This is a genomic window from Nocardia pseudovaccinii NBRC 100343, from assembly GCF_001613225.1.
Classification (GTDB): domain Bacteria; phylum Actinomycetota; class Actinomycetes; order Mycobacteriales; family Mycobacteriaceae; genus Nocardia; species Nocardia pseudovaccinii.
Genome location: NZ_BDBY01000170.1, coordinates 1 through 23,746, shown reverse-complemented (window position 1 = coordinate 23,746; position 23,746 = coordinate 1). Strand labels below are relative to the sequence as shown.

Here is a 23,746-nt window from a genome sequence, read left to right as displayed (position 1 = left end):
AGTCAAGTTATGGAGTTAGCAATGAAGGCAATCGTAATGACGGGCGTCGGCGGACCCGAGGTCCTGGTCGCCCGGGATGTCGCCGTACCGCATCCGGGTCCCGGCGAACTGGTGATCCGCGCCGAGGCGATTCCGGCGCTGTTCCCAGAGACCAAACTGCGCTCGGGTGAGTTCCCGATGCCGGTCGGAACACCGGTGGTCTTCGGTTTCCAGGCCGCCGGGGTGGTCGTCGAGCTCGGGGACGGGGTCGACCCGGCATTGCTGGGCCGACGGGTCGCGGTGTCCACCGCAGGCTTCGGTTCCTACGCCGAATTCGTCTGCGCACCAGCACCTTCCGCAACCGCCATTCCGGACGCACTCTCTTCGGAAGACGCGGCGGCCGTCCTGATGGACGGATCGGTGGCACTGCCTCTGCTCGCGACCGCGGCGCTCACCGGCACCGAAACCGTCCTGATCGAAGCCGCCGCAACAGGAGTCGGCAGCGCACTTACCCAACTCGCCAAGGAATTCGGCGCCGCGCGCGTCATCGCAACCGCTGGCGGCGCCGAAAAGTCCGCGCGGGCGCTGGCATTGGGCGCGGATGAGGTCATCGACCACAACGCGCCGGACTGGCCGACCCGACTGCGTGAAACCCTTGACGGGACAACGCTCGACGTCGTCTTCGATTCCATCGGCGGTAGCAGCGCCCGCGACCTGCTGGCAGCCATGACCCCGGTTCGCGGCCGAATCCTCAGCTACGGCTGGCTCTCCGGAGCCCCCGCCCAGATATCGACAACAGATCTACTCCCCTACGGCCTCACCCTCACCGCCTGCGCGGGCCCGGCCTGGCTCGCCGAAGTAGCCCGCTCGGGTGCCGCCGTCCTCGACCGAGCCACGTCCGGAACCCTCACTCCCCGAATCGATTCCATCCTTCCCCTCGACGCGGCCGCCAAAGCCCACCAGCTCATCGAGCAGCGGTCCCCCATCGGCAAGATCGTCCTGCGTCCCTGACGCACCACAGATATCCGACCCGCCGTCACTGCCGTCACCGAAAGTGGATTCGCGATTGAAATGGATTGTGGCCGTTGATGTTTCCCGTGAAGCACGCGGTGCGCGGACTGCATTGTTGCAGCGAGTGCATCCACCGGAGGCATCAGGGGCGCCGGGCGAAAGCGGGGGCGTGTTCCGGGAGTATCCCTCGGGCAATCAAGAATGGGGGGACGGTGCGCAGGACCGGGATCCGGCGCAGGATGCGCAGCGGCAACGGAGTCGTCGCGGCGTTGGCGATATCGATTCGGCCGGACAGGGCGGGGCGGAATACGGCGGCGTGGAGGATGCGTTGCAGGCCCTGGGTGACGGCGGTCGGGAGGGTGCGGCGACGCTGCACCCTGGCCAGGTCGCGGGTGGTCAGGGCGCCCGAAGTCAAGGGTGGGGCAAGGATTCTCGCGGTGGCGACGGCGTCCTGGATGGCCAGGTTGATGCCGACTCCGCCAGCGGGTGACATGGCGTGGGCCGCGTCGCCGATGCAGAGCAGGCCGTCGGTGTACCACTTGGTCAGGCGGTCCAATTTCACGTCGAGTAGTTTCACCTCGCCCCAGTCCCGCAGCGCATCCTCCCGGTCACGCAACCACGGTGCCGAATCGGCCATACTGCGCACGATTTCGGTGACCGGATCGCGCCGGGCCGCCGCATCGCCGCCCTTGGCGATGAGGGTCGCGACCTGCCAATAGTCACCGCGATCGAACATGACAGCGGCGCGGTGCGCGCTGAGCAGTCCGATCAAACCGGCAGGGTCGATATCGGTGCGTGGCAAGCGGAACCACCACACATCCATCGGTGTCGGCCAACTTCGTGAGCCGAGTCCGACCTCGGCTCGCAGCACCGAGTTACGCCCGTCGCAGGCCACGGTCAGATCGGCACGGATCTCGCCGGTTTCGCCGTCTCTGGTCCGGTAGGCGACACCGGCGACCCGGCCGTCCTCCCGGATCACCGCTGTCGCTTCGGTATTCATCCGCAGCCGGAAGCTCGGCTCCCGATCGGCCGCCCCGGCCAATAAGTCCAGCAGATCCCACTGCGGCACCATCGCGATGTATTTGTGCGTACCCGGCAGATGTTCCAGGGTGAACACCGTCTGCACCGACCCGCGGATCGGCAGCTGGATCTGCTGCAGCTTGCGCGCGGGCAGTTTCGCAAACTCCTCGCCGAGGCCCAGTTCATCGAGCAGGTCCAGGGTCGTTGGATGTACTGTGTCGCCACGGAAGTCGCGCAGGAAGTCCTTGTGTTTCTCCAGGACGGTGACATCGATACCCGCGCGGGCCAGCAGCAGCCCGAGCACCATACCCGCGGGTCCACCACCGACCACCAGGCACGTCGTACGTTCCATTGCCCCGACCTCCCTCCGTGCGCACGCGCCGGACGGACATTCCGCGGGCGCGGATGTAGCGGTTTCCCTGGCCGACTTCAATGGTATGCCGCTCAGTCGAGCCCAAGCCCCGTTACCGCTGCGGTAGCGATCAGATCAGCGGCGCAGCACGAAAAAGTACGGCTCGGTCATCCCGCGCATATCCATAACCCCGAGCAGCGTATCCATATCCACCCGGCGGAAGTGGTCGATGATCGGCAGCTGGTCGTAAACCATCGCGGCACCCAGCGCACCGCGGTATTCGATATCGCGCAAACGTGCTGTCGGCCTGCGAGTTCGGATCGCCGGGGCGAGGACGGGCAGTAGCTTCCGCGCCGTCTGCACGCCCGCGAGCGGCACCCTACCGGCCAGACCGAGCGGCACCCGCCGCGGATCGACCGCGAAGATATTTCCCGATTCGTCGGCGAACAACAGTGGATGCACCGACTCCGGGGCATCGAACTGCTTTCCGTACCAGCCCGAGGCGACCAGTACCCCGGCCATCGGATGCCCGGTATCCAGTTCCTCGCCCCGCCAGCGGCCGACGGTCACCTCCGCGACCCTGGCCGCGGGCAATCGATCGAACAGCTCCCATGCCTGCTCCGTCGTGCATCCACCATCGAGCAAGTCCGCCAGATCGGACTGCGCGTTCTCATTCTCGGCCATGACCGATCTCCTTCTCGACGGCAACGTTGCGAGAATAAGACTATCAATCTCTCATTCGGTCGGTTCAGAAGGGCGCGTCGGCTGCCAACTGCCCCACTTCCGGCAGGTAGGGGTCGAGTTCGCCGGATTCGAACCGCGACATGCCGATGACATGCCAGAACTGACCGGCGATATTGCCCTCGAATTTGTATCGGCCATCAGGTGCGAGAGCCGCCCATCCTTCGGGTAGACCGAGCAGGATCGCGCGAATCGACGGTGCGCCATCCTCCGGACGCGACCACAGCAGGATGTTGCCGTCATCACCGCCGCTGGCAAGCAGCTTGCCGGACGGATCGAAGCCGAGCGACCAGACCCGGCGCTTATGCCCTTCGAGGGTATGCAGATGACGTCCGGATGCCATGTCCCACAACCGAACAACCAGATCATCGCCCCCGGTGGCCAGGGTGCCGGTGCGCGAGTCGACCGCGGCCGTCCAGAGCCTGCCCGTGTGCCGGGTCAGCGTATGCAATGCATCGCCGGATTCGATATCCCAAATGCGGGCGGTGGTATCCCAGGACACGCTGGCGAGGCGGTCCTCGTGGAAGGCCACCGAATACACGCGGTCGCGATGTCCGCGCAGTGCGCGCAGGAACCGTCCGGAGCGCACGTCCCACAGCCGAACCACGGAATCGTCGCAGCCGGTGGCCATCAGCGTGCCGTCGGCACTGAATGCGATCGAGCGCACCCGGCCGCGATGTTCGGCGCAGACGGCGTGCAGTGCACCGGTGGTGCGCACCCAGATGATCACCGTGTCGTCGTCATTGGCGGTGGCCACATAGTCACCGGTCGGGTCGAAGGCGGCGGCCCAGATCGGTGCGGATTCGACGTTGATATGGCGTTCGTACAGGTCGGCGTCGAGGTTGAACAGGCTGAGCCGACCGTCGTTGACGACGAGGCCGAGCTGGTGGCGGCCGAGTTCGCTGAATATCGCCGATTCGAAGGTGAGCAGGCGGTCCTCGCTGCCGATCAGTCGGCGAACCAACCGCCCGGTCACCGGGTCCCACAGCCGAACCACACCGTCGTTACCCACGCCGCAGAGCAGGGTGCCGTCCGCGTTGAAGCTGACCGTGCGAACTTGGCGGCCGTGGCCGGTGAGCGTGTGTTTGCAGGTGCCGGTTACCGGATCCCAGAGCCGGGTGGTGAATTGGTCGTCGGTAATGGCCAATTGGGTACCGTCCGGGCGAAAGGCGAACGGCCAGATCGAGCCGGTATGCGTGGTGAGCCGGTGTCGCAACTCCCCGGTCTCACTGTCGCGCAGACAGACCAGCCCGGCGCTATCGCCCGATGCGAGCAGTTGACCCGCCGGATCGAAGGCGAGCCAGTAGATAGCCGCGGTGTGTTCGGTGAGCGACTGCCGTTCCGCACCGGTCTCCGCATCCCACAGACGCAGTCCCCCATCGGTATCCCCGCTCGCCACGATGGGCAGGCTGGGGTGGAATGTCACGGTATAGACCCGCCCGGTATGACCGGGTAGGTCGCGAATCTTCCGACAACTCGACGTATCCCACAGCGCGAGTGTGCCGTCGACGCCACCGACCGCGAGCAGTTCACCGGTGGGACTGAACGCCACGCGGAATATCGAGCCGGACGCCCCGCTGAATTCGCCGCTCTCCCTGCCACTTTCGATATCCCACAGGCGCACGGTGCCATCCCGATAGGAGGCGGCGACCAGCGGTCCGCGAATATCCAAACTGTAGATGAGTTCCCGGCCGTCACCCGCGGGACGGCATTCGTGCCGCAGTTCGCCGCTCGGCAACGTCCACAGCCGCAGCACGCCGTCGGCGTCGCCGGTGGCCAGCAGATCACCGGCGGGGCTCAGCACCACCGGCCACGGCCAGTTCTTGTGCCCCAGCAGGATTCGGCGCAGTTCACCGGTGGCGGCATCCCAGATGCCAACAGTGCCGTCGCCGGAACCGGTCACCAACACCGTATCGGTGAACGCCACCGCGAACGTCCGTGCTCGGTGCGTCTGCAAGGTGCGCAGCGGTCTTCCGGTTTCGGCGTCGCAGATGAGTACGCCGCCGTCATCGCTGCCGATGGCCAGCGTGCCGCCGTCCGGGTTGTAGGCGACCGGCTGCGGCAACCGGCCGTGCCTGGCGTGGAAGCCGTGCCGGACTCCGATGGCGGCAGGCGCGAATTCGGTCTGCGCCGCGACTCCGGGCACCCACGCCGCACCGTACAGATCGGTGCCGGTCGGGGTGCCGGTGATCTCGATGAGTGCCGCCCGGGACCAGCGGCTGCCACCGGCCCGCGATCCGGTCAGATCGGTATGCACCAGGCGGGCGCGGGTGAGATCGGCCTCGCCCAGATCCGCGCCGACCAGGCTGGCCTCGTCGAGTCTGGCGCCGACCAAGCGCGCACCGTGCAGGACGGCACGGTCGAGGTTCGTGCCGACCAGCCGGGCACCGCTGAGATCCGCCCCGGTGAGATCGACATCGCGCAGGTCCCGATACGACAGATCCTCCCCCGCCAGACTCGCACCGCGCAGATCCGCGGTCGGTGCGGTGCGCAGCCGCGTCGCCACCCGAATGGCATTGGTGCGCGAGACTTCGTCGGCCGCCTGGTCGGCGAGCACACCCTCGGCCCAGATCCGCAGCGCCCGGTTGTCGGCGAGATCGCAGAGGAAGTCGATCGAGAGTTGGGATAGCGGCGATTGGGTCAGCTGGGCGGGCGCGAGGGTGCCGACCTCGAATTGTTCGGCAATGTGGTTGGCCACCAGCCACTCCATTACCGACGAATGGATGAAGCCGAACAGGTTGTCCTCGGTGCGCACCAGCAGGCTACCGGAGCCGATGGCGTGCGCCGACTGCTGCACCGACATTCGACTCGATCCGGTCAGCTCGGCCAAACCCGCTGCCACCTCCGTCAATTCGGACAGCCGCAGATAGGGCTCGCCGGTTTCCCAGACGCGTAGCGCGAATGCCGTGACACCGAGCCACAATTCGTGCAGGCGCAGCCCGGGCAGCGCGCCGGCCACGCCCGCGGTGCGGTCGGCCTCGTAGGTCAGCCAGGACTCCAGAATTTCCCGGTACAGTCCGGCCGGACCCACCGCCTGTTTCGCGCCCGCCGCGGCCCGTAGCCGCCGCTCGTCCAGATCGGCGATGAACCCCAGCATCCTGGGGTTCTGTGCCAGTCCGAGCAGATCCTCGATACCGGTGATCAACCCCATTCTGGCGTCCGCGCGGCGGATGTCGCCGCCGTATCGGTTGGTCAGGAAGGCGTGGATCTGTGCTGGGGCGAAATCCTCGATGCCCACGATGCGCCGATCCTGCAGCAGACCGACGCGTTCGCCGAGAGCGGTCAGCACCTGGGCGCGAGATTCGAAGTGCTGGGTGCGGCTGGCCACGATGATCTTGGCTTTGCCGACGGCGGCCTGCAGCAGGGTTTCGAGATGGTCGGCGGCGAAGTCGTAGCTGATCCGGGTGACGAGCTCGTCGAAGCCGTCGAACAGCAACACCACCCGCCCCTCGCGCAGCATGTAGTGCAGAGCCTTCAGATCGATCCGATCCTCGCCGTGATTGGCCAGGTGCGCGGCGACCAGACCGTCCACCGAATGGGTTTTGTCCAGGGCCCGCAGGTCGATCAGGATCGGAATCAGCGCGGGCATGGTTTCGGTGATGCGGCGGGCCAACTCGCGTAGCGCGAAGGTTTTCCCACGACCGAAATCACCGAGTATCAGAATGAATCGGCCGTGGTCGGCCGCGATCACCTTCATCAGTTCGCCGACCAGATCGTCGCGGATCTGCTGGTCGCCGTGTTCGAGGATCCGGAAGCGCTGCGGCACATACAGATCCGGCGGATAGGTGCGGTCCGCGCGCAACCGCGCGGCCTGGTGCATGAGGTAGTCATCCAGATCGAGCAGACCCTGGAATTCGGTGAAGCTGCGCACCCGCAGACCGTGGCTGGCCGCCTCCTCGCGCAGCGAACGCGGCGGCGCCGCACCGCGATACACGAGTTCGGAACCGTATTCCGGATCGTGGCCGAGGAAGTCCTCCACCACCTGCCTGGTCATATCACCGACGTGCACGCCGACGCGCCATTGGGCGATGACCTCGTCGTCCTCCCTGGTGATCAGCAGATGCGGCGGCTCCACCTCGACGCGCCGGACTTTCGCACCGGGATAGCGGGTTTCGCACACCTCGGCGACGCGCTCGAGCAGCCGCCCATGCGGATCGACGGCCGGAGCTTCCGGGGGCGGTTCCGGGAGTTCGGGCTCGTCCGGTCCGAGGAGTTCGGGCTGTTTGGCCGTCGGCAGCGCTGCGGTCACCTTCAGCCAATCGAATTCGAGTTGCGCGGTGGACTCACCGCGTCCGGAGAACCGGGCCAGTCCCGCGGCGGTGAGCTGGATGATCTCGTCGCGGCCCGCAGCGGCGGCGGGCAGGACGGGCAGCGTGTCGTCGAGCCGATCCAGATGCGGACCACCGGGTCCCGGACCGTGCAGCAGCAGGTTCAACCGGGCGCCGAGCATCCGGGACAGCGTATCGGCGTCGCGCAGCAGGTCCGGATCATGAGCAGGCGTGCCCGCGCCGGGCAGCGGATCGTGCCGGACGACACCGATGCGCAACCAACCGTTCTCCTCGAACGGGCGCAGCCGCTCGGCGAACCAGGACGCCTGCGGTTCGCCGATCCGGCCGTAATCGTCCTCGGGCAGATGGGTCGCGGCCATGGTCGAGTTCAAACCGGCGACCACCACCCGCAATTCGGGAATCGGGAACAATGTCCATGGCTGTCCGATATCGAAGACGAGGTGATCCAACCCCTGATACAGCGCGCCGAACATCCGTGCGTACTGCTCGAGCTTCGGGAAATACGGCGGCTGCGGTTTGCGATCGCGAGCCTCGCAGCTCAGGAAGTACGCGTGGCAGGCCGGTTTGGAGACATCATGATTGCCGGGCACCACGATCAGTCGCTCCGGACCGAGGCCGAGCAGCGTACGCAATCCGCTCAGGAACGTCAGCGCCTCGTCGACCTCGCGCGGGCGGCCGGATTCGGTCATATCCCCGGACACCACGATCAAATCCGGTTTGGCCACACCCTGATTCACCAGATGGGTCACATTGGCGTGGATGCGCGCCTGCAGTTCGGCCGCGGTGCCCGGCTCGTCCGGTGCGAGCAGCCCACGACCGAAGCGTGGACCCGCGACATGCAGCACCGAGACGCTGGTACGCGGTTCCGCACGATCGGTGGCGCCCGGGAACGCAGGAGCCACAACCGGTGTGCGCCGCGGCAGCACGGATTCGGGTGTGTCCGTGATGGTTTCGACGGCGAACCGGTCCGGGCCATCGTGCGGAAATCCCGGTTCCGACGGCGGCTTGGCCCGCCCCGCGAGCGAATGTCCGACCCGCTCCAAAAGGATTCGGCGCGCCTCCTCGGCGGTGGCCACCCGCACCAGGTCGAGATAGGTAATGGTGGCGAGCAGGCCCTCGAGCGTGCATTCGGCGATGCGCACCGGCATCAGCTTGCCCGGATCGGTGCGGTAGGCCGCCTGCCATTCCATGGTTCCGTAGTAGGAACCGAGATAGTTCTCCGACAGCACCACCAGCACCACCGCCGAATCACGCACACCGCGATCCATGAAATCGATGAAATTGGTGCCGGGGACGAAATCCCAGGCCTGGATGAGGGTGCGGTAACCCGCGGTCTCCAACTGCCAGGCCAACCAGGTGGCCCATCGCTCGTCGGCCGGTGAATAGCTGATGAAGAAGTCCCGCCGCCCGCCCGAAGTCACAGCATCAGTATGCCCCGATGGGTCGCCACGCCAAACGGCAGAAGATCATTACGACGCTTACCGAATGCGGAAGAGCCGCAGCCGATATGCTGCATGATGGGGAATGTGTCCGAACAACAGGTCGATTACGCCGCGGAGAACCCGCCGTCGAGTGCCCTGGTGTCCGCGCCGCCGAGATGGGGGCTGAGCACGCTGGATTGGGTCCGGCTCGGACTGTTCGCGGCCGGACTGCTGTGTGTGGCGACCGGATTGCTGCCGCGCGCCGAGGCCGCCGACAATATGCGCAGGATCGGGCCACTGCTGCTGTTCCTGTGCAGTGTGATCATTCTCGCGGAGCTGACGCGGCAGGCGAAAGTGTTCGATGTGATCGCGCACCGCCTGGCCATCCTCGGGCGCGGCTACTATCCGGCGTTGTTCCTGCTCTGCGTGCTTTTCGCTTCGGCGACGACGATATTGCTCAATCTCGATACCACTGCGGTATTGCTGACTCCGGTCATGCTCGCGCTGGCGGTACCGGCTCGCATTCCGCCGCTGCCGCTGGCGATGACCACGCTCTGGCTGGCCAATACCGCGAGCCTGCTGCTTCCGGTCTCGAATCTCACCAATCTGCTCGCCGCCGACCGGGTTGCGCTGCGCGCCACGGATTTCGCGGCACGGATGTGGGCGCCGCAGCTCGTATCGATCACGGCGACCATGGTGTGCCTCTGGGTCTGGTATTGGCGGCGCGGCCGACGTGAAACCGATCGGTACATACCGCCGGAGCCGGTTCGTCCGGAGAACGCCAGGGAGCGCACGCTGCTCTACACGACGGCAGGAGCGTGTCTGCTGTTCATTCTCGCGATCCCGTTCGTGGGTGATCGGATCGGTATCGCCGCCACCCTGGCTGCCGCGATCGCCGTGGGCGCCTTCGCGATCTTCGACCGCGCATCGCTGCGACTAACGCTGATCCCGTGGCAGTTGCTGGTTTTCGTGGTCGGGTTGTTCCTGGTGGTGCCGACATTGAGCCGGTTCGGGCTCGCCGATGTCATGCATGCGCTGATCGGGCACGATTCCGGAGTGGTCGGGGCGTACCGTGCGGCGGGCGCCGGGGCCGGATTGTCCAATGTGGCCAACAATCTTCCGGCTTACACCGCAGGTGAGGCTGTGGTGTCCGAGGAGAATCGAAATCAGTTGCTGGCCCTGCTCATCGGCACCAATGTCGGGCCGATCGTGACGCCATGGGCGTCACTGGCGACGCTGCTGTGCCTGGAGTTCTGCCGCACCCATGGTGTTCGGGTGCCGATGCCGCGGTTCGTGCTCACCGGGCTGGGGCTCGCGGTCGTCGCTACGACCGGTGCTGTCGCTGCGCTGCTGGCGACCGGATAGGTGGGATCGCCCCTCAGCCCGGCAGGCCCGTCACACTCACCTCGGCGGCGGTCTTCACCAGCAAAGCCAGCTCCGGCAGCATTTCGGCGCTGGCGGCAATGAAGTTCACTTCGCCGCGGGGGAGGTCGAGGTGATCGTTGAGCGGTGCGCCGTCGAAATCGGTGATGTGGATCCCGGATTCACGGGCCAGCAGGGTGCCCGCGGGCAGGTCGACCAAACCGGCTCGGTAGCCGACGAATCCGTCGATATCACCGCGGCTCAGCATGACCCAGCACAGCAGCGGAGACCACAGTTGGATCAGGCGACGGGAACCGGATTCCAGGGCCAGGCGCAGGCCGCGTGCCGTGCTGTCGGTACGAGTCACCGGATAGCCCTGCAGCCAGGCCAGGGTCGGAGCGGATTCGGAGGACCGGTGCGGCGGCCGCCAGAGCGGGCCGTCCGGCCCGGTAGCGCCGGACCCGCGCACGGCGGACCAGGTGCGGTCGGCCAACGGTTCGTGGACGATACCGAGCATCGGAATTCCGTTGTGGCACAGAGCGATACCGATTGTGCAGACGGGCAGGCCGATGGCGATGTTATTGGTGCCGTCGAGCGGATCGACGACCCAGCACCAGGAATCGTCGACACCCTGGAGCCCGGATTCCTCGGCGAGGATGCGATGGTGCGGGAAGGCGCGGCGGATATGACCGACGATGATATGTTCCGCGCGCAGGTCCAGGTCGGTGACCAGATCGCCGCTGGCGTCCTTGGTACGGACGGTGACCGATCCGGCCAGACCCTCCCGGATCGCCCGACCCGCCTCGATCACCGCCGCCCTGGCCACCTCGGCAGCGGTCGTCAGGACGGTGGCCAGCCGGTCGAAGGCGCTGATCGGATCCGGATCGGCCGACGTCGGACCATCCGGTGACAGCAATAGGTTCGCTACGTCGCCTGCTCGCATCGGTCCTCCAGTTGTTCCGGCAGGGTGGGGTCCTGCAGGTGGTCCAGCACCGTTTGCGCGGCGCGCCTGGTTTCGCTCGGAGTGCAACTGGTTCGGTGCACCCAGTGGTCTGCGGTGGCCAGAGTGCCGAGGGATCGGTCCGGTCGGCCACGACGAACCTCGCCGAGCACCACGGTGGCCGCCTCGCCCCGCACATCGGAGAGGTGAAATACCCCGTGTGGCAGGGTGTATACCTCGCCCGCACGGAAGTGCTCACTGGATCGGATGCGATAGCGGACCATACGCTCGGTCGCACGCACCACATCACCGTCGGCGCCACTATGGATTTCGAAGATGCGATGGGTTGCCCGGTCCGCAGAGCTCTCCACGTCGAGTATCTCGTTGCCGACCTCGCCGTACAAGACCACGCTGAGCAGATCCCAGCTGTGCGCGTGCATCGCCGAAGTCGTCGGACACGACCGCAGCCCATCGGTCCAGACGTGCACGCAGACGCCGAGTCCGCCGTCGCGCCACGCGGGAAAACACAAGAAACCCAACGGATGCCGAACCGCGCCGATCTCGGTGCGACCGTCGAGCACTCTTGTCATGAAATCACGAGCCCAGCGCCGCACCGCGGGCCCCGCCGCATCGGAGCTGATCAGCGTTCGTAGTCGGGCATAGTCGTTCATTCAGTACGGATTCCTCGGCTGCAGTGCGCGTCGCACGATATCGGCGACATCGCGATCGGTATAGGACGCCGGTAGCGCGAGACCGAGCAGATCGAACAGCGCACGAGTCTGATCGACCGACGGTTCGTCGGCGAGCGCGAGTTCCTCGCTCCGGCTCAGCGGCACCTGTCTGGCCTGCTTGAAACTGGCCACGAGCTCGCGGTTGAAGTCCCGGTAGTAGGGCTTGTCCCGTTCGAACATCAGGGCAGGAGTGTTCGGATTGTCCTGTGTGACAATGACGCAACTCGACGAGAGGTCCCATCGGAAGGTCGTCATCACCATCGAGAGTCCGACATCGATGGTCAGGAAGGTGAATCGCTGCCGGTACCAGCAGGCCGCGAGCACCGTCGCGAAGGACTCCTTGCGGGTCCGCTCGGTGGTCCACAATTCGCCGGTGCGGTCGGCCTCGGGCACCAGCGAGGAGCGGAACTGCGCGTAGGTCTTGCACAGTTGTTCATTGGTCGGATCCAGCACCTCCACCTGGATCCGCAGCGGACGCTGTTCGCGGCGCGCGTTCTCCACGCACTCCCGCAGCGTCACCGCGCGCAGGTAGGTTCCGGTGCCGCCCTTGAAAAGCCACTGTTCGGTACCGCGCCGGGCCAGTGTATGCGCATGCCCGATCTCGGGACCGTAGAGCAACTGCACCGAGGTCGTATCGCGAATGGCCTTGGCCGACAAGTGCCGATCACGCAGCAGCGTGGTGGCCAGCAGACCGAGCACCAGCAGGATGACCGCGTTGATCAGATCCGAATCGAAGAAGCCGATATCGATCAGCGAGATCACACCGAAGATGACCGCGAGAACCAGAGCGACGAGTCCGTCGATATTGTTCCGCAGCCAGATCAGCACCCGTGCCATAGGTTTTCGGCCTCCCCTAGGGTTTCTACCCAGGATAGGTGCACCTGTGTGGACGCAGCGAGCGAACGGTCAAGTCGCACTGGCGGGTCGGTGTGTGACGGCGTCCAGTCGAGCGGCGAGGATACGGCGGGCTCGATCGTAGCGCGCCGATTCGCCGAACAGCAGCGCATCCTGGGCCGCGGTGCGTGCGATGGCGTCGAGTTCGAAGGCGAGGTCGCCGGGCTCGTTGCCGGGGACGATCTCGCCGAGGCCGATGGCCTCGGCGACGGTGGCTTCGTAGAGCCGCAACCAGTCTCGGCGCGATGCCGCGAGGGCGTCGTGCACGCGTCCGGGGCGGGCGTCGAACTCCGCGACGGCGGACAGGAAGAAGCAGCCGCCACTGAAGTACGGCTTCGCGGCATAGTCCAACCACGACTCGGCGAGCGCCCGGACCCGGCGGATCCCGGCGGGTGCACGTCGCGCGGGCTTCACCACATGCGCGACGAACACCTCGACGGCCGCGCGGACGGTCGCGATCAGGAGAGGACAGATCATGCGCGCTATTCAGCAGGAGCAGTGGGGCGGGCTGGAGACCATGCGACTCGTCGAGATCGCGCGGCCGACACCGCTGTACACCGAAGTGCTGGTGAAAGTCGTTGCGGCGGGAGTCAATCCGATCGACTACTTCACCCGAGAAGGGCGGGCGTACGTGCGGGCATTGACGCTACCCTTCGTCAACGGCTGGGATGTCGCCGGAATCGTTGAGGAGGTCGGCTACGGGGTGACCCGTTTCCGGCCCGGCGACCGCGTGTACGGCATGCCCTGGTTTCCGCGCGCGGCGGGCGCCTACGCGGAATACGTGACCGCGCCGTCGCACCAATTCGCGTCCATGCCAGCGGGTTCGAGTTTCACCGAGGCCGCAGCCCTGCCCTTGGCCGCGCTCACGGCCTGGCAGATGCTTGTCGATATCGGGAAAGTCGCACCTGGACAGCGTGTTCTGGTATCCGCCGCAGCAGGCGGCGTTGGCCATTTCGCCGTGCAGATCGCAAAGTCGTTCGGGGCCTATGTGATCGGGACCGCACGCGCGGCCAAACACGACTTCCTCGCCGCGCTCGGCGCCGACGAGACCATCGACTACACGACGACCGATGTCGCCGCGAGCGTCCGCGACGTCGATATCGTGATCCAGATGCACGGCGGCGAACCGGCGCTGCGCATGCTCGAAACCTTGCGTCCCGGTGGCATTCTCGTCAACGCACAGGCGGCATGGACACCTGGAATGGCCGAGCGGGCGAGCCGACTCGGCGTACGCGCCAGCGGCTACCTGGTGGAACCCGACCGCGCCGATCTCGAAGCACTGACCGAACTGGTCGAAAAGGGGCAGCTGCGCCCACACGTGGAAACGGTGCTGCCACTGGAGCAGGCAGCACAAGCCCACCGCCTCATCGAGCGGGGCCGAACCAGCGGGAAGATCGTGCTCACCGTGAGTGACCCAGAGCACACGCCGGAACCTTGACCTCGAGTGCAGTTGAGGAACCAGGATCGATCGTGCCCAGGTTCGCCGAATGCGGTACGCACCATCCGTCGGTGCGCACCACGGAGCCAGGCATACCCGATTCCGCGAGATAGTCCTCGCGGTTCGCTCCCGCTGGGCCGGTACACCCACCAGCGGGAGCTCGGGCGGCATCGGATCGTGATAGCCCTGAAACGTAAACAGCCGCATACCATTTCGGTATGCGGCTGGGCCGACGGCGATCAGACGGAGACGGCGATCTCCCACTCGTACACGGTGAGCTCCGAGGAACCGGTGGTGTGCACCGGATCGGTGAACGCGATTTCCCTTGCGGCTTCCAAACTTTCGGCGTTGATCACGTAAGCACCGCCGGTGCCGTCGGTGAACCGACCGCTCTCCACCAACTGTCCGCGCTCGAGCAATTCGTTCAGGAACTGCTTGTGCGGTTCGATCACGGCCGGGTCGAACGACGGCTTGCGCATCGCCATGACCAGATACTTGTTGATCACGCCTGCGACTCCGGACGCGGTGCCCTGGTCGCCGCGGCGGCCGCGCGCACCTGCGGGGCGACCAGCACGACCTGGCCGAGCACACCGTTGACGAATCCGGGCGAATCGTCGGTGGACAGCTCCTTGGCCAACTCCACCGCCTCGTCGACCGCGACGACCGGCGGAACATCGTTGGCGTGGAACAACTCCCACACCGCGATCCGCAGAATGGCCCGGTCCACGGCGGGCAGCCGGGACAGCTCCCAGTCCTTGAGGTAGGACTCGATAGTGCCGTCCACCCGATCCAGATCGTCGGCGACGCCCTCGACCAGGGTGCGGGTGTAGGCATGCACCGGAGCGACCGCCTGATCCTGGGTGGCCAGTTCGGCCCGCTCGGTGAGCAGGTCGGCCGCGTCCACATCGCGGGCCTCCGCCTCGAAGAGCAGATCGACCGCCCGGCGGCGGGCCTTGTGGCGCGCGCCGAGCTTCTTGAACGTGGACTTCTTGTCTATGGGCTGTTCCGCCACAGCAGTCATTATCCCTGTTCGCCTCGGCGGGCGATCAGGCGTTCACGCGGCCGAGGTAGCCGCCGTCGCGCGAATCGATGCGCAGCTTGTCGCCGGTGTTGATGAACAGCGGGACCTGCACCTCGGCGCCGGTCTCCAGGGTGGCGGGCTTGGTGCCGCCGGTGGAGCGGTCGCCCTGCAGGCCGATGTCGGTGTGCTGCACCACGAGCTCGACGGTGACCGGCAGCTCGACGTAGAGCGGCGCGCCCTCGTGGGTGGCGACCTGAACGACCATGTTCTCCAGCAGGAACCGGGCGCCGGGGCCGATGGTCTCCTCGGAGATGGAGATCTGGTCGAAGGTCTCGCCGTCCATGAAGACGTAATCCGAGCCGTCGTGGTACAGGTAGGTCATATCGCGACGGTCGACGGTGGCGGTCTCCACCTTGACACCCGCGTTGAAGGTCTTGTCGACGACCTTGCCGGACAGCACGTTCTTCAGCTTGGTCCGCACGAAGGCAGGACCCTTACCCGGCTTGACATGCTGGAATTCGATGATCTGCTGGAGCTGACCGTCGATCTTCAGCACGAGGCCGTTCTTGAAGTCGCTGGTGTCCGCCACTGTTCTCGGATCTCCTAGTTCTGGATATGCGGTCTCGGTGACCGGCGTCATTCGACGACGGTCAGGTCTTTGCTGGTGTTGGTGAGCAGATCCGGGCCCCCCTCGCGCACCACGAGCGTGTCCTCGATCCGGACGCCGCCGCGGCCGGGGAAGTACACACCTGGTTCGACGGTCACCGCCACGCCAGACAGAAGTGTACCGGTTCCGGTTTTGGCGATTCCGGGCGCTTCGTGGATCTGCAGTCCGACACCGTGTCCGAGACCGTGTACGAACAGCTTCCCGTGTCCGGCCGCCTCGATCACCGCACGCGCGGCCGCATCCACGTCGGTGACCGGCGCGCCGGGCCTCAGCGCCTCGCGTCCGGCCCGCTGCGCCGCCTCGACCAGCGCGTACACCTCCCGGTGCCAGTCGGACGCGGTGCCGAGCACGAAGGTGCGCGTCATATCGGAGTGGTAGCCGCCGACCACCGCGCCGAAGTCGATCTTGACGAAATCGCCGGTGGCCAGGACCGCTCCGGTGGGTCGGTGATGCGGGATGGCGGAGTTCGCGCCGGTCGCCACGATGGTCTCGAAGGCGACCGCATCGGCGCCGTGTTCGAACATCGCCCATTCCAGATCCCTGGCGACCTGGCGTTCGGTACGGCCGGGGCGCAGACCGCCGCGCTCCAGCAGGGTCGCCAGCCCGGCGTCACCCGCGGCGCAGGCGGCCCGCAACTGTTCGATCTCGTAAGCGTCCTTGACCATGCGCAGCTGTTCGACCAGCCCCGGAGTGGCAACGAATTCCAAACCGGTCTTCTGCTCGATGAATCCGCGATGCTGGTCGACGGTGACGATATGGCTCTCGTAACCGACCCGGCCGAGCTGCCACTCCCCCGCGAGCTCCACGATGCGCCGGGCGGTCGCCCTGGCGATTTCGGCGCGCAGGTCCGGCACCTGCTCGGCGACCTGGCTCAGATAGCGCCCATCGGTGCCGATCACGGTGCGCTCCTCGGAATTACGCATATCCCAGGAGGTCACCAGCAGTGCGGCATTGGACCCGGTGAAGCCGGTCAGATACCTGATGTTCACCAGATCGGTGACCAACAGCGCGTCGACCTCGTTCTCCACCAGCAGACTGCGCAGTGCGCCACGGCGCGCCGCGTAGTCGGGCCCAGGACCCGCGTGATCAGCAGACATGTCTCAAAACTACCGCCGACACGCCGTAGATCCCGCATAAAACACCGGTTTACCGGTATTCGAGCGAGGCGATCGATGTTCACATATCGATCGGTTATCCCCAATCCCGAATCGGGGGCTGCATCCGCGACCAGGCGCGGACGAGGCTGAAAGCCATGTCCCCCATCGCTTTTGCCGTGCTACTGGCCTGGTGCTCGGTGCTCACCGTCTTCGATATCCGGCAGCGCCGACTGCCCAATGTGCTCACCGCCTCCGGCGCGCTGATCATCTTCGGATATGCGCTGTTCACAACACAATTCAGAGCCGCGATGGTCGGTTCGATCTTGTTGGCGATGCCATATTTATTGGTGCACTTGATCGCACCGGCCACACTCGGCGCGGGTGATGTGAAACTAGCCGTCGGGCTGGGCGCGGTCGCGGCGCTCGGTGGCGCACAGGTATGGGTGCGGGCGGCGCTCGTCGCACCCGCACTGACCGCGGCATTCGGGCTCGCCGTATTGGCCCACTGGCGGATTCGGTCCGGTGCTGATCGGGCCGGACCGCGTGCGCTTCCCCACGGGCCCGCCATGTGCGTCGCGACGGTGCTGAGCCTGGCGGCGGCGTATGGCTAGCCGATGCCGCGACGCCGCCGTGCCGGTCATCACGGCGGGCCGCGTGCCGGAGCACCCCCGTCGACATGGGAAGATGGACAGCGTGTTGCGCTGGATAACTGCCGGAGAATCCCATGGTCCCGCTCTCGTCACCATCCTCGAGGGGATGGTGGCCGGTGTCGAGGTGACGTCCGACGAGATCTCCGCACAGTTGGCGCGCCGTCGGCTCGGGTACGGGCGCGGTGCCCGGATGAAGTTCGAGGCCGATAAGGTCACCGTCATCGGTGGAGTGCGGCACGGACGCACCATGGGCGGGCCGGTGGCCATCGAGATCGCGAACTCCGAGTGGCCGAAGTGGACGACGGTCATGTCCGCGGATCCGGTGGACGAGAACGAACTCGCCGACCTGGCCCGCAACGCACCGCTGACCCGGCCGCGGCCCGGCCATGCCGACTACTCGGGCATGCTCAAGTACAACTTCGACGACGCCCGCAATGTCTTGGAGCGGGCCAGCGCCCGCGAGACCGCCGCGCGCGTCGCGGCGGGCACGGTCGCCAGGAATTTCCTGCGCCAAGCCTTCGGCGTCGAGGTCATCTCGCATGTCGTCTCGATCGGCACTGCCGCCAACACCACCGGCATCGTGCCGACTGCCGCCGACCTGGCCGCGATCGACGAGAGTCCGGTGCGCGCGTTCGACAAGGACGCCGAGGCAGCGATGATCGCCGAGATCGAGGCCGCCAAGAAGGACGGCGACACCCTGGGTGGTGTGGTCGAGGTGGTCGTGGACGGGCTACCGGTTGGATTGGGTTCGTTCATCAGCGGCGCGGATCGGCTGGATTCGCGGCTCGCGGGCGCGCTCATGGGAATTCAGGCGATCAAGGGCGTCGAGGTCGGCGACGGTTTCGAAACCGCGCGCCGCCGCGGCAGCCAGGCACATGACGAGATGAAGCCGGGGCCGGACGGCGTGCTGCGCTCGACCAACCGTGCCGGTGGTCTCGAGGGCGGTATGACCAATGGCGAGCCGCTGCGCGTGCGCGCCGCGATGAAGCCGATCTCGACGGTGCCGCGCGCGCTGTCCACGGTCGATATGACCACCGGCGAGGAGGCCGTCGCCATCCACCAGCGCTCGGATGTCTGTGCCGTGCCCGCCGCGGGTGTGGTCGCCGAGACCATGGTCGCGCTGGTCGTCGCGCAGGCCGCGCTGGAGAAGTTCGGCGGTGATTCACTGGTCGAGACCGTCGACAACATCACCAGCTACGTCAAGCGCATCGGCACCCGACCACACGTGCCGCAATGATCGTGCAGTCCGATCCGCGCGCACCGCGCGTGGTGCTGGTCGGACCGCCGGGGGCGGGGAAGTCGACGATCGGCCGCAAGCTCGCCAGGGAACTCGGTGTCGAGCTCTACGACACCGATGCCGGAATCGAGCGCGAGACCGGACGCACCATCCCGGAAATTTTCACCGAGGACGGCGAACCGGAATTCCGCCGGATCGAGGAGCAGGTGGTGCGCCGCGCCATCCTCGCCGAACGCGGTGTGGTCTCCCTCGGCGGTGGTGCCGTACTGTCCGAGGACACCAGGGCGCTGCTGCGCAATCGCACTGTGGTGTATCTGGAAATCAGTGTGGCCGAAGGACTTCGGCGCACCGGTGCGAGTACGCAGCGACCGCTGCTGAACGGTGCGGATCCGGGTGCGAAATATCGCGAGCTGATGCGCAAGCGCAGGCCGCTGTACCGGGAGGTCGCCACCGTGCGGGTGCGCACCGACGGTCGCAGTCCGGGTCGCGTGGTGCGGATGATCATGGCGAAGCTCGGCATGGAATCGGTACTGCCGCAAGAAGCGGAGCCCGACGCGAGCGGAACTACACCGGATGACGTAGCGCCGAAACCGCAGGGCAGCAATAGATCCCGAGCCCGGCGCGCTGCCAGGGCCCGTGCGGCCGCGCGTCGCCGGGCCGCCGCCGCACAGGCGGATGGCACCGAATCCGCGGCGACCGAGCGGCTGGAGCCCACTGGCAAGATCACCGCGGCCGGACGGATCACGACCGATACCGCAACAGTCGATCGCCCCAAGCCCACCGGCAAAATCGCCAATGGCCGTGCCGGTTCCGAAGGATCCGGTGACCCAGCGACACCCGGAAGCCGGTCCCGCCGCACCCGGGCCCGTCGCGCCCGCGCGCGAGCGCTCAAACAATCAGCACGCACAGAATCGGAGCCGAGTACACGTGAGTGAGCGAAGCGAGCGACCCATCAGCCCAGCTGAGCAGCAGCCGACCGAGCCGAGTCGCATCGAGGTCCGCACCGCCGATCCGTATCCGGTGATCATCGGCCGCGGCCTGCTCGGCGAGCTCGTCGAGTCGGTCGTCGGCGCGACAACCGGCGTGCGCACAGTCGCGATCTTCCATCAGCCGCCGCTGGCCGAAACCGCCGAGGTGGTGCGCAAGGCCTTGGCCGACAAGGGTATCGATGCGCACCGCATCGAAATCCCGGATGCCGAGGCGGGTAAGGACCTGGCGGTGGCCGGGTTCTGCTGGGAGGTGCTCGGCCGCATCGGCCTGACCCGCAATGACGTGGTGGTATCGCTCGGCGGCGGTGCGGCGACCGACCTGGCCGGATTCGTCGCCGCCACCTGGATGCGCGGGGTGCATATCGTGCATGTGCCGACCACGCTGCTGGCCATGGTCGACGCGGCCGTCGGCGGAAAGACCGGTATCAACACCGAGGCGGGTAAGAATCTCGTCGGCAGCTTCCACGAACCGGCCGCGGTGCTGGTGGATCTGGCGACCCTGGAGACGGTGCCGCGCAACGAGATCGTCGCGGGTATGGCCGAGATCATCAAGGCCGGTTTCATCGCCGACCCGGTGATCCTGGACTTAGTGGAGCGCGATCCGGAGGCCGCACTCGACCCGACCGGCGATGTGCTGCCCGAATTGATCCGCCGTGCCATCCAGGTGAAGGCCGATGTCGTTGCCGCCGATCTCAAGGAAGCCAGCCTGCGCGAGATCCTCAACTACGGCCACACCCTCGGCCACGCCATCGAGCGCCGTGAGCGCTACCGCTGGCGGCACGGTGCGGCCGTTTCGGTGGGTCTGGTCTTCGCCGCCGAACTCGGCCGACTCGCCGGTCGCCTCGACGATGCCACCGCCGACCGCCATCGCAGCGTCCTCGCCAGTGTCGGCCTCCCGACCAGCTACGACGCCGACGCCCTCCCACAACTCCTCGACGCCATGCAGACCGATAAGAAGACCCGCTCCGGCGTGCTGCGCTTCGTGGTCCTCGACGGCCTCGCCAAGCCCGGCCGCCTCGAAGGCCCGGACCCCACCCTGCTGGCCGCCGCCTACTCGGCGATCGCCCGCGAGGACAGCGCCAGCAGCGGCGCGATCCTGCTGTAGTCGCGAACAGCGAAGCGGCGCATCCGATTCGGTCGGTTGCGCCGCTTTGCGTCACGATCTCGGCCGCAGGCACAGTGCCGACCGCATCGGCCCGCCCGCTGCATGGGCGAACTGAGCACCTGAACAGGACTGCGGCCCATCCGGAAAAACGAAGGCGACCCTGTCGGCCGTATCGGCCGACGAAGGTCGCCTCCAATCGAATTCGCCAGCGGCTACGCAGGAGTCGCGGCGGCGCCCGGTGCCTGCGGTGTCGACCGTTTCGCAGACTTGTTGATCTGGCGGTCGGCGATGATGCGGCCGATGCCGATACCGATGAGGCCCGGAATGAAGACCAGCAGAATGATGAAGGACGCGCCCGCCGTCAGCTCGAAGAGCAGGCCGTTATCGCCGAGATCGAAGCGGGGCAGCCAGTCGAGCAGCCACGAAACCACACCGCTGCCCAGCCCCGCGGCAGCGGCGGTCTTCAGCCACAGGATGGTGAGGTCGGAGCCGTGCTCCGGATCCGGATGGACCTCACGGTCCTTGCGGCCATCCAGCACACCCCAGAACACCACCGCGGCGAGCAGCACCACCAGGCACAGCGGTCGCATCCAACTGCCCTGGGTCGGCCAGTACACCATCGCGAAGCCCAACGCGGCACGCAGGAAAACGACCAGCGCACCGAGCCCGATGGCCCGCAACACCCAACCATTCATGGTCAACACCATAGCCTCGAGTCGGCCGGATCCAAATGAGAACCGGTTACAGATTTATCGCCGCGGCCATTTCCGCGTGCGGAGCCGGGCGGCCGGTGAACTGTTCGACCTGTCCGTAGGCCTGGTTCAGCAGCATCTCCAGCCCGCCAACCACGATGTGCTCCGCCCGCGCGACCGCAACAGCCAGCGGCGTCGGCCACGGGTTGTAGATCGCGTCGAGCACCACCGGTGCTGCCGCCACCGCCTCGGCGACAACCGCGGCCGCCTCAGCCGGGATCGTGCTCACCACGGCACCGGCATCGGCGCACACCGCGCGCAACGCGTCCTTGTCGAAGCCGATCACGGCGGTGGTCATACCGAGTTGCTCAGCGAGGTCCACTGCGTTGCGCGCCCTTCCGGCATCGCGGGCGACGACGGTCACCGCCTTCGCACCGAGTTCGGACAATGCGAGCAGCGCCGGACGTGCGGTTCCACCCGCACCCAGTACGACGGCCTCGGCCAACTCGCCGACACCACCGCCGCGCAACGCGCCGAGTACACCGTCGACGTCGGTGCAGTCGGCACGCCAACCCCGCGAGCCGATCCGAACCAAGGTGTTCGCCGAGCCCACCAGCACCGCCCGTTCGGTGCGTTCGCTCGCATATGCCAGCGCGGCCTCTTTACCCGGCATTGTTACCGAAAGCCCGACCCATTCCGGTCCGAGCCCATCGACCAGACCGGGCAACTCCTCGGCCGAACATTCGATCCGCTCATAGGTCCAATCGAGCCCGAGCGCGCGGTAGGCCGCCAGATGCAGCTGCGGCGACCGCGAATGCGCGATCGGCTTACCGAGCACGGCCGCCTTGCGGGTTTCCGTCATCGCCTCACCGCCCACTGTCGAGAATTCCGCTCTGCCTGGCCTTTTCGATATTGCGCAGATGTTCGCTGTAGCTCTCGGTGAACAAGGTGGTTCCCTGTTTGTCGACAGTCACGAAGTACAACCATGTCCCCGGCTCCGGATTCTCCACGGCGCGCATCGCATTCAACGATGGCGCGGAGATCGGGGTCGCAGGCAGTCCCGGCATGGCGTAGGTGTTCCACGGTGTGCGCTTGGCACGGTCGGCGTCGGTGGTCGCGACCTCGGTGCGGTCCAGTGCGTAGTTCACCGTCGAGTCGAATTGCAGTGGCTGGTTGTCCGCGAGCCGGTTCACGATCACCCGCGCCACCTTGCCCATGTCCTGCGGCAGCGCCTCGCGTTCCACCAGCGAGGCGGCGATCAAGGTCTGGTACGGATTGAGCTTCGTCTCGGCACCGGACTGCAGCAGACCGGTCGACTCGTAGCTGCGCGCACTCGCGCTCACCAGCTGCTTCAAAATCTGATCCGGTGTACCACTGGGATCGAAATCCCAGGTCCCCGCGGCGATAAGACCTTCGAGCTGCCTGGTGCGATCGGGTACGTCACGCACCCGCTGCTCGGCCCAGCTCGGCACGCCGAGGGCGTTCAGATCCGCACCCGCACCGGCGGTATCGAGCTGGTCGTAGGTGATGCATTTCTGATTCGTACCGGTGCCGACGCAGCTGGCGTCGGCAATCTTGCGGTAGATGCCGTCCTTGCGCGAGCCGGTATTCACGTCCTGCTGGTCGTGCAGCTGCCGTCCCTCGGAGACGACGAGATTGCCGACCCGCGAACTCTTGCCGAGCAGTGCCGTCACCGCCTGGGTGGACGGGCTGTGACTCGGGATCGCGTAGTAGCCGGGCTGCACCGAATTCATATTCGAATTGCGCACGGCCGCTTGGAAGAAGGCCTCACTGCTCGCGACGATGCCCTTCTTGTGCATCTCCTCCGCGATCTGGTTCGACGTGTCGCCCGGATGGACCTGCACCACCACCAGCGGACCGACCGGGCCCGCGAAGTCCTCGGGCGCGCCGAACATCTTGACCACTTTCATCCCCGCGAATACCGCGGCACCGGCGAACAGCGCCACGAACAGCGCACCGATCAGCCACAGATTTCGGCGGCGCTTCTTGCGCTCGGCGGCCTTGCGGGAGGCCGCCCGGGACCGTCGGCCGCGCGAGGGCGCACTGCGTCGACGCTCCGAGCGGGACTCCGCACGCTCCTCGTCGGTCC

The 23,746-nt window shown here is 66.6% G+C and carries 20 protein-coding genes and 1 pseudogene; 7 read left to right on the top strand and 14 right to left on the bottom strand.

Annotated elements, in window-relative coordinates; genetic code table 11:
* Positions 1–21: 21 nt before the first annotated feature.
* Positions 22–990, top strand: a complete 969-nt coding sequence (locus NP3_RS20300; protein ID WP_063043171.1) for a quinone oxidoreductase family protein — start codon at positions 22–24, stop codon at positions 988–990.
* A gap of 142 nt (positions 991–1,132) precedes the next feature.
* On the opposite strand, the gene NP3_RS20295 is transcribed toward NP3_RS20300, so the two are convergent.
* From NP3_RS20295 to NP3_RS20285, 3 genes are all read right to left on the bottom strand, one after another.
* Positions 1,133–2,362, bottom strand: coding sequence for an FAD-dependent oxidoreductase (locus NP3_RS20295; RefSeq protein ID WP_063043170.1), 1,230 nt, complete (start codon positions 2,360–2,362; stop codon positions 1,133–1,135).
* A 135-nt stretch (positions 2,363–2,497) separates the two neighbouring features.
* Positions 2,498–3,046, bottom strand: a complete 549-nt coding sequence (locus NP3_RS20290) for a DUF4334 domain-containing protein (RefSeq protein ID WP_063043169.1) — start codon at positions 3,044–3,046, stop codon at positions 2,498–2,500.
* 64 nt (positions 3,047–3,110) lie between these two features.
* Positions 3,111–8,813, bottom strand: coding sequence for a WD40 domain-containing protein (locus NP3_RS20285; RefSeq protein ID WP_063043168.1), 5,703 nt, complete (start codon positions 8,811–8,813; stop codon positions 3,111–3,113).
* 105 nt (positions 8,814–8,918) lie between these two features.
* Between NP3_RS20285 and NP3_RS20280 the strand changes: the two genes are divergently transcribed.
* A complete protein-coding gene (locus tag NP3_RS20280) occupies positions 8,919–10,178 on the top strand; it encodes an SLC13 family permease (protein ID WP_245721041.1) in 1,260 nt (419 codons plus the stop codon).
* 13 nt (positions 10,179–10,191) lie between these two features.
* On the opposite strand, the gene NP3_RS20275 is transcribed toward NP3_RS20280, so the two are convergent.
* The 4 genes from NP3_RS20275 to NP3_RS20260 form a co-directional block, all read right to left on the bottom strand.
* Positions 10,192–11,118, bottom strand: coding sequence for an inositol monophosphatase family protein (locus tag NP3_RS20275; RefSeq protein WP_084508722.1), 927 nt, complete (start codon positions 11,116–11,118; stop codon positions 10,192–10,194).
* Positions 11,100–11,786 (bottom strand): hypothetical protein, encoded by a 687-nt coding sequence (locus tag NP3_RS20270; protein WP_063043166.1) that lies wholly within the window; start codon positions 11,784–11,786, stop codon positions 11,100–11,102. The genes NP3_RS20275 and NP3_RS20270 overlap by 19 nt, the downstream gene beginning before the upstream one ends.
* On the bottom strand, positions 11,787–12,683 hold the full coding sequence (locus NP3_RS20265; protein WP_063043165.1) for a hypothetical protein: 897 nt from the start codon (positions 12,681–12,683) through the stop codon (positions 11,787–11,789).
* Between the two features lie 69 nt (positions 12,684–12,752).
* Positions 12,753–13,217 (bottom strand): TetR family transcriptional regulator C-terminal domain-containing protein, encoded by a 465-nt coding sequence (locus NP3_RS20260; protein WP_174566245.1) that lies wholly within the window; start codon positions 13,215–13,217, stop codon positions 12,753–12,755.
* Here NP3_RS20260 and NP3_RS20255 point away from each other — a divergent pair.
* Positions 13,216–14,178, top strand: a complete 963-nt coding sequence (locus tag NP3_RS20255; RefSeq protein WP_063043164.1) for an NADP-dependent oxidoreductase — start codon at positions 13,216–13,218, stop codon at positions 14,176–14,178. The two genes, NP3_RS20260 and NP3_RS20255, sit on opposite strands and share 2 nt — an antisense overlap.
* Positions 14,179–14,417: 239 nt before the next feature.
* On the opposite strand, the gene NP3_RS20250 is transcribed toward NP3_RS20255, so the two are convergent.
* Genes NP3_RS20250 through NP3_RS20235 form a run of 4 tightly spaced genes read right to left on the bottom strand, consistent with a single transcriptional unit; the run spans position 14,418 to position 16,963 of the window.
* On the bottom strand, positions 14,418–14,684 hold the full coding sequence (locus NP3_RS20250; RefSeq protein ID WP_245721040.1) for a YciI family protein: 267 nt from the start codon (positions 14,682–14,684) through the stop codon (positions 14,418–14,420).
* Complete coding sequence (gene nusB, locus NP3_RS20245; protein ID WP_040692236.1) at positions 14,681–15,190, bottom strand: transcription antitermination factor NusB; 510 nt, start codon at positions 15,188–15,190, stop codon at positions 14,681–14,683. The genes NP3_RS20250 and nusB overlap by 4 nt, the downstream gene beginning before the upstream one ends.
* A gap of 34 nt (positions 15,191–15,224) precedes the next feature.
* The gene (efp, locus tag NP3_RS20240; protein ID WP_063043191.1) at positions 15,225–15,788 is read right to left on the bottom strand and encodes an elongation factor P; all 564 of its coding nucleotides are present in this window, start codon (positions 15,786–15,788) and stop codon (positions 15,225–15,227) included.
* A 47-nt stretch (positions 15,789–15,835) separates the two neighbouring features.
* Positions 15,836–16,963 (bottom strand): M24 family metallopeptidase, encoded by a 1,128-nt coding sequence (locus tag NP3_RS20235; RefSeq protein WP_063043163.1) that lies wholly within the window; start codon positions 16,961–16,963, stop codon positions 15,836–15,838.
* 155 nt (positions 16,964–17,118) lie between these two features.
* Here NP3_RS20235 and NP3_RS20230 point away from each other — a divergent pair, with 155 nt between their 5' ends.
* From NP3_RS20230 to aroB, 4 genes and pseudogenes are all read left to right on the top strand, one after another.
* Positions 17,119–17,574: a prepilin peptidase gene (locus NP3_RS20230; protein WP_063043162.1), complete on the top strand. Its 456-nt coding sequence runs from the start codon at positions 17,119–17,121 to the stop codon at positions 17,572–17,574.
* A gap of 82 nt (positions 17,575–17,656) precedes the next feature.
* Positions 17,657–18,850: a chorismate synthase gene (gene aroC / locus NP3_RS20225; protein ID WP_063043190.1), complete on the top strand. Its 1,194-nt coding sequence runs from the start codon at positions 17,657–17,659 to the stop codon at positions 18,848–18,850.
* A pseudogene (locus NP3_RS50505) lies at positions 18,847–19,365 on the top strand (shikimate kinase); the annotation flags it as partial. The gene aroC and the pseudogene NP3_RS50505, both read left to right, overlap by 4 nt.
* 412 nt (positions 19,366–19,777) lie before the next feature.
* Complete coding sequence (gene aroB / locus NP3_RS20215; protein ID WP_245721039.1) at positions 19,778–20,944, top strand: 3-dehydroquinate synthase; 1,167 nt, start codon at positions 19,778–19,780, stop codon at positions 20,942–20,944.
* A 212-nt stretch (positions 20,945–21,156) separates the two neighbouring features.
* Here aroB and NP3_RS20210 read toward each other — a convergent pair whose 3' ends face one another.
* From NP3_RS20210 to NP3_RS20200, 3 genes are all read right to left on the bottom strand, one after another.
* Positions 21,157–21,639 carry a B-4DMT family transporter gene (locus NP3_RS20210; RefSeq protein WP_245721038.1) on the bottom strand — a complete coding sequence of 161 codons (483 nt, stop codon included), beginning with the start codon at positions 21,637–21,639 and terminating at the stop codon, positions 21,157–21,159.
* 46 nt (positions 21,640–21,685) lie between these two features.
* Entirely contained in the window at positions 21,686–22,498 is an 813-nt protein-coding gene (locus NP3_RS20205; protein WP_063043188.1) for a shikimate dehydrogenase, read from the bottom strand.
* A gap of 4 nt (positions 22,499–22,502) precedes the next feature.
* Positions 22,503–23,746: endolytic transglycosylase MltG (locus NP3_RS20200; RefSeq protein WP_063043159.1), on the bottom strand; the 1,244-nt coding region annotated here is incomplete at its 5' end.

Bases quoted from the DNA above. Each gene is read 5' to 3' on its own strand.
- NP3_RS20300 (WP_063043171.1), top strand. From the start codon at position 22: ATGAAGGCAATCGTAATGACGGGCGTCGGCGGACCCGAGGTCCTGGTC.
- NP3_RS20295 (WP_063043170.1), bottom strand. From the start codon at position 2,362: ATGGAACGTACGACGTGCCTGGTGGTCGGTGGTGGACCCGCGGGTATG.
- NP3_RS20290 (WP_063043169.1), bottom strand. From the start codon at position 3,046: ATGGCCGAGAATGAGAACGCGCAGTCCGATCTGGCGGACTTGCTCGAT.
- NP3_RS20275 (WP_084508722.1), bottom strand. From the start codon at position 11,118: ATGCGAGCAGGCGACGTAGCGAACCTATTGCTGTCACCGGATGGTCCG.
- NP3_RS20270 (WP_063043166.1), bottom strand. From the start codon at position 11,786: ATGAACGACTATGCCCGACTACGAACGCTGATCAGCTCCGATGCGGCG.
- NP3_RS20265 (WP_063043165.1), bottom strand. From the start codon at position 12,683: ATGGCACGGGTGCTGATCTGGCTGCGGAACAATATCGACGGACTCGTC.
- NP3_RS20255 (WP_063043164.1), top strand. From the start codon at position 13,216: ATGCGCGCTATTCAGCAGGAGCAGTGGGGCGGGCTGGAGACCATGCGA.
- NP3_RS20260 (WP_174566245.1), bottom strand. From the start codon at position 13,217: ATGATCTGTCCTCTCCTGATCGCGACCGTCCGCGCGGCCGTCGAGGTG.
- NP3_RS20235 (WP_063043163.1), bottom strand. From the start codon at position 16,963: ATGTCTGCTGATCACGCGGGTCCTGGGCCCGACTACGCGGCGCGCCGT.
- NP3_RS20230 (WP_063043162.1), top strand. From the start codon at position 17,119: ATGTCCCCCATCGCTTTTGCCGTGCTACTGGCCTGGTGCTCGGTGCTC.
- NP3_RS20210 (WP_245721038.1), bottom strand. From the start codon at position 21,639: ATGAATGGTTGGGTGTTGCGGGCCATCGGGCTCGGTGCGCTGGTCGTT.
- NP3_RS20205 (WP_063043188.1), bottom strand. From the start codon at position 22,498: ATGACGGAAACCCGCAAGGCGGCCGTGCTCGGTAAGCCGATCGCGCAT.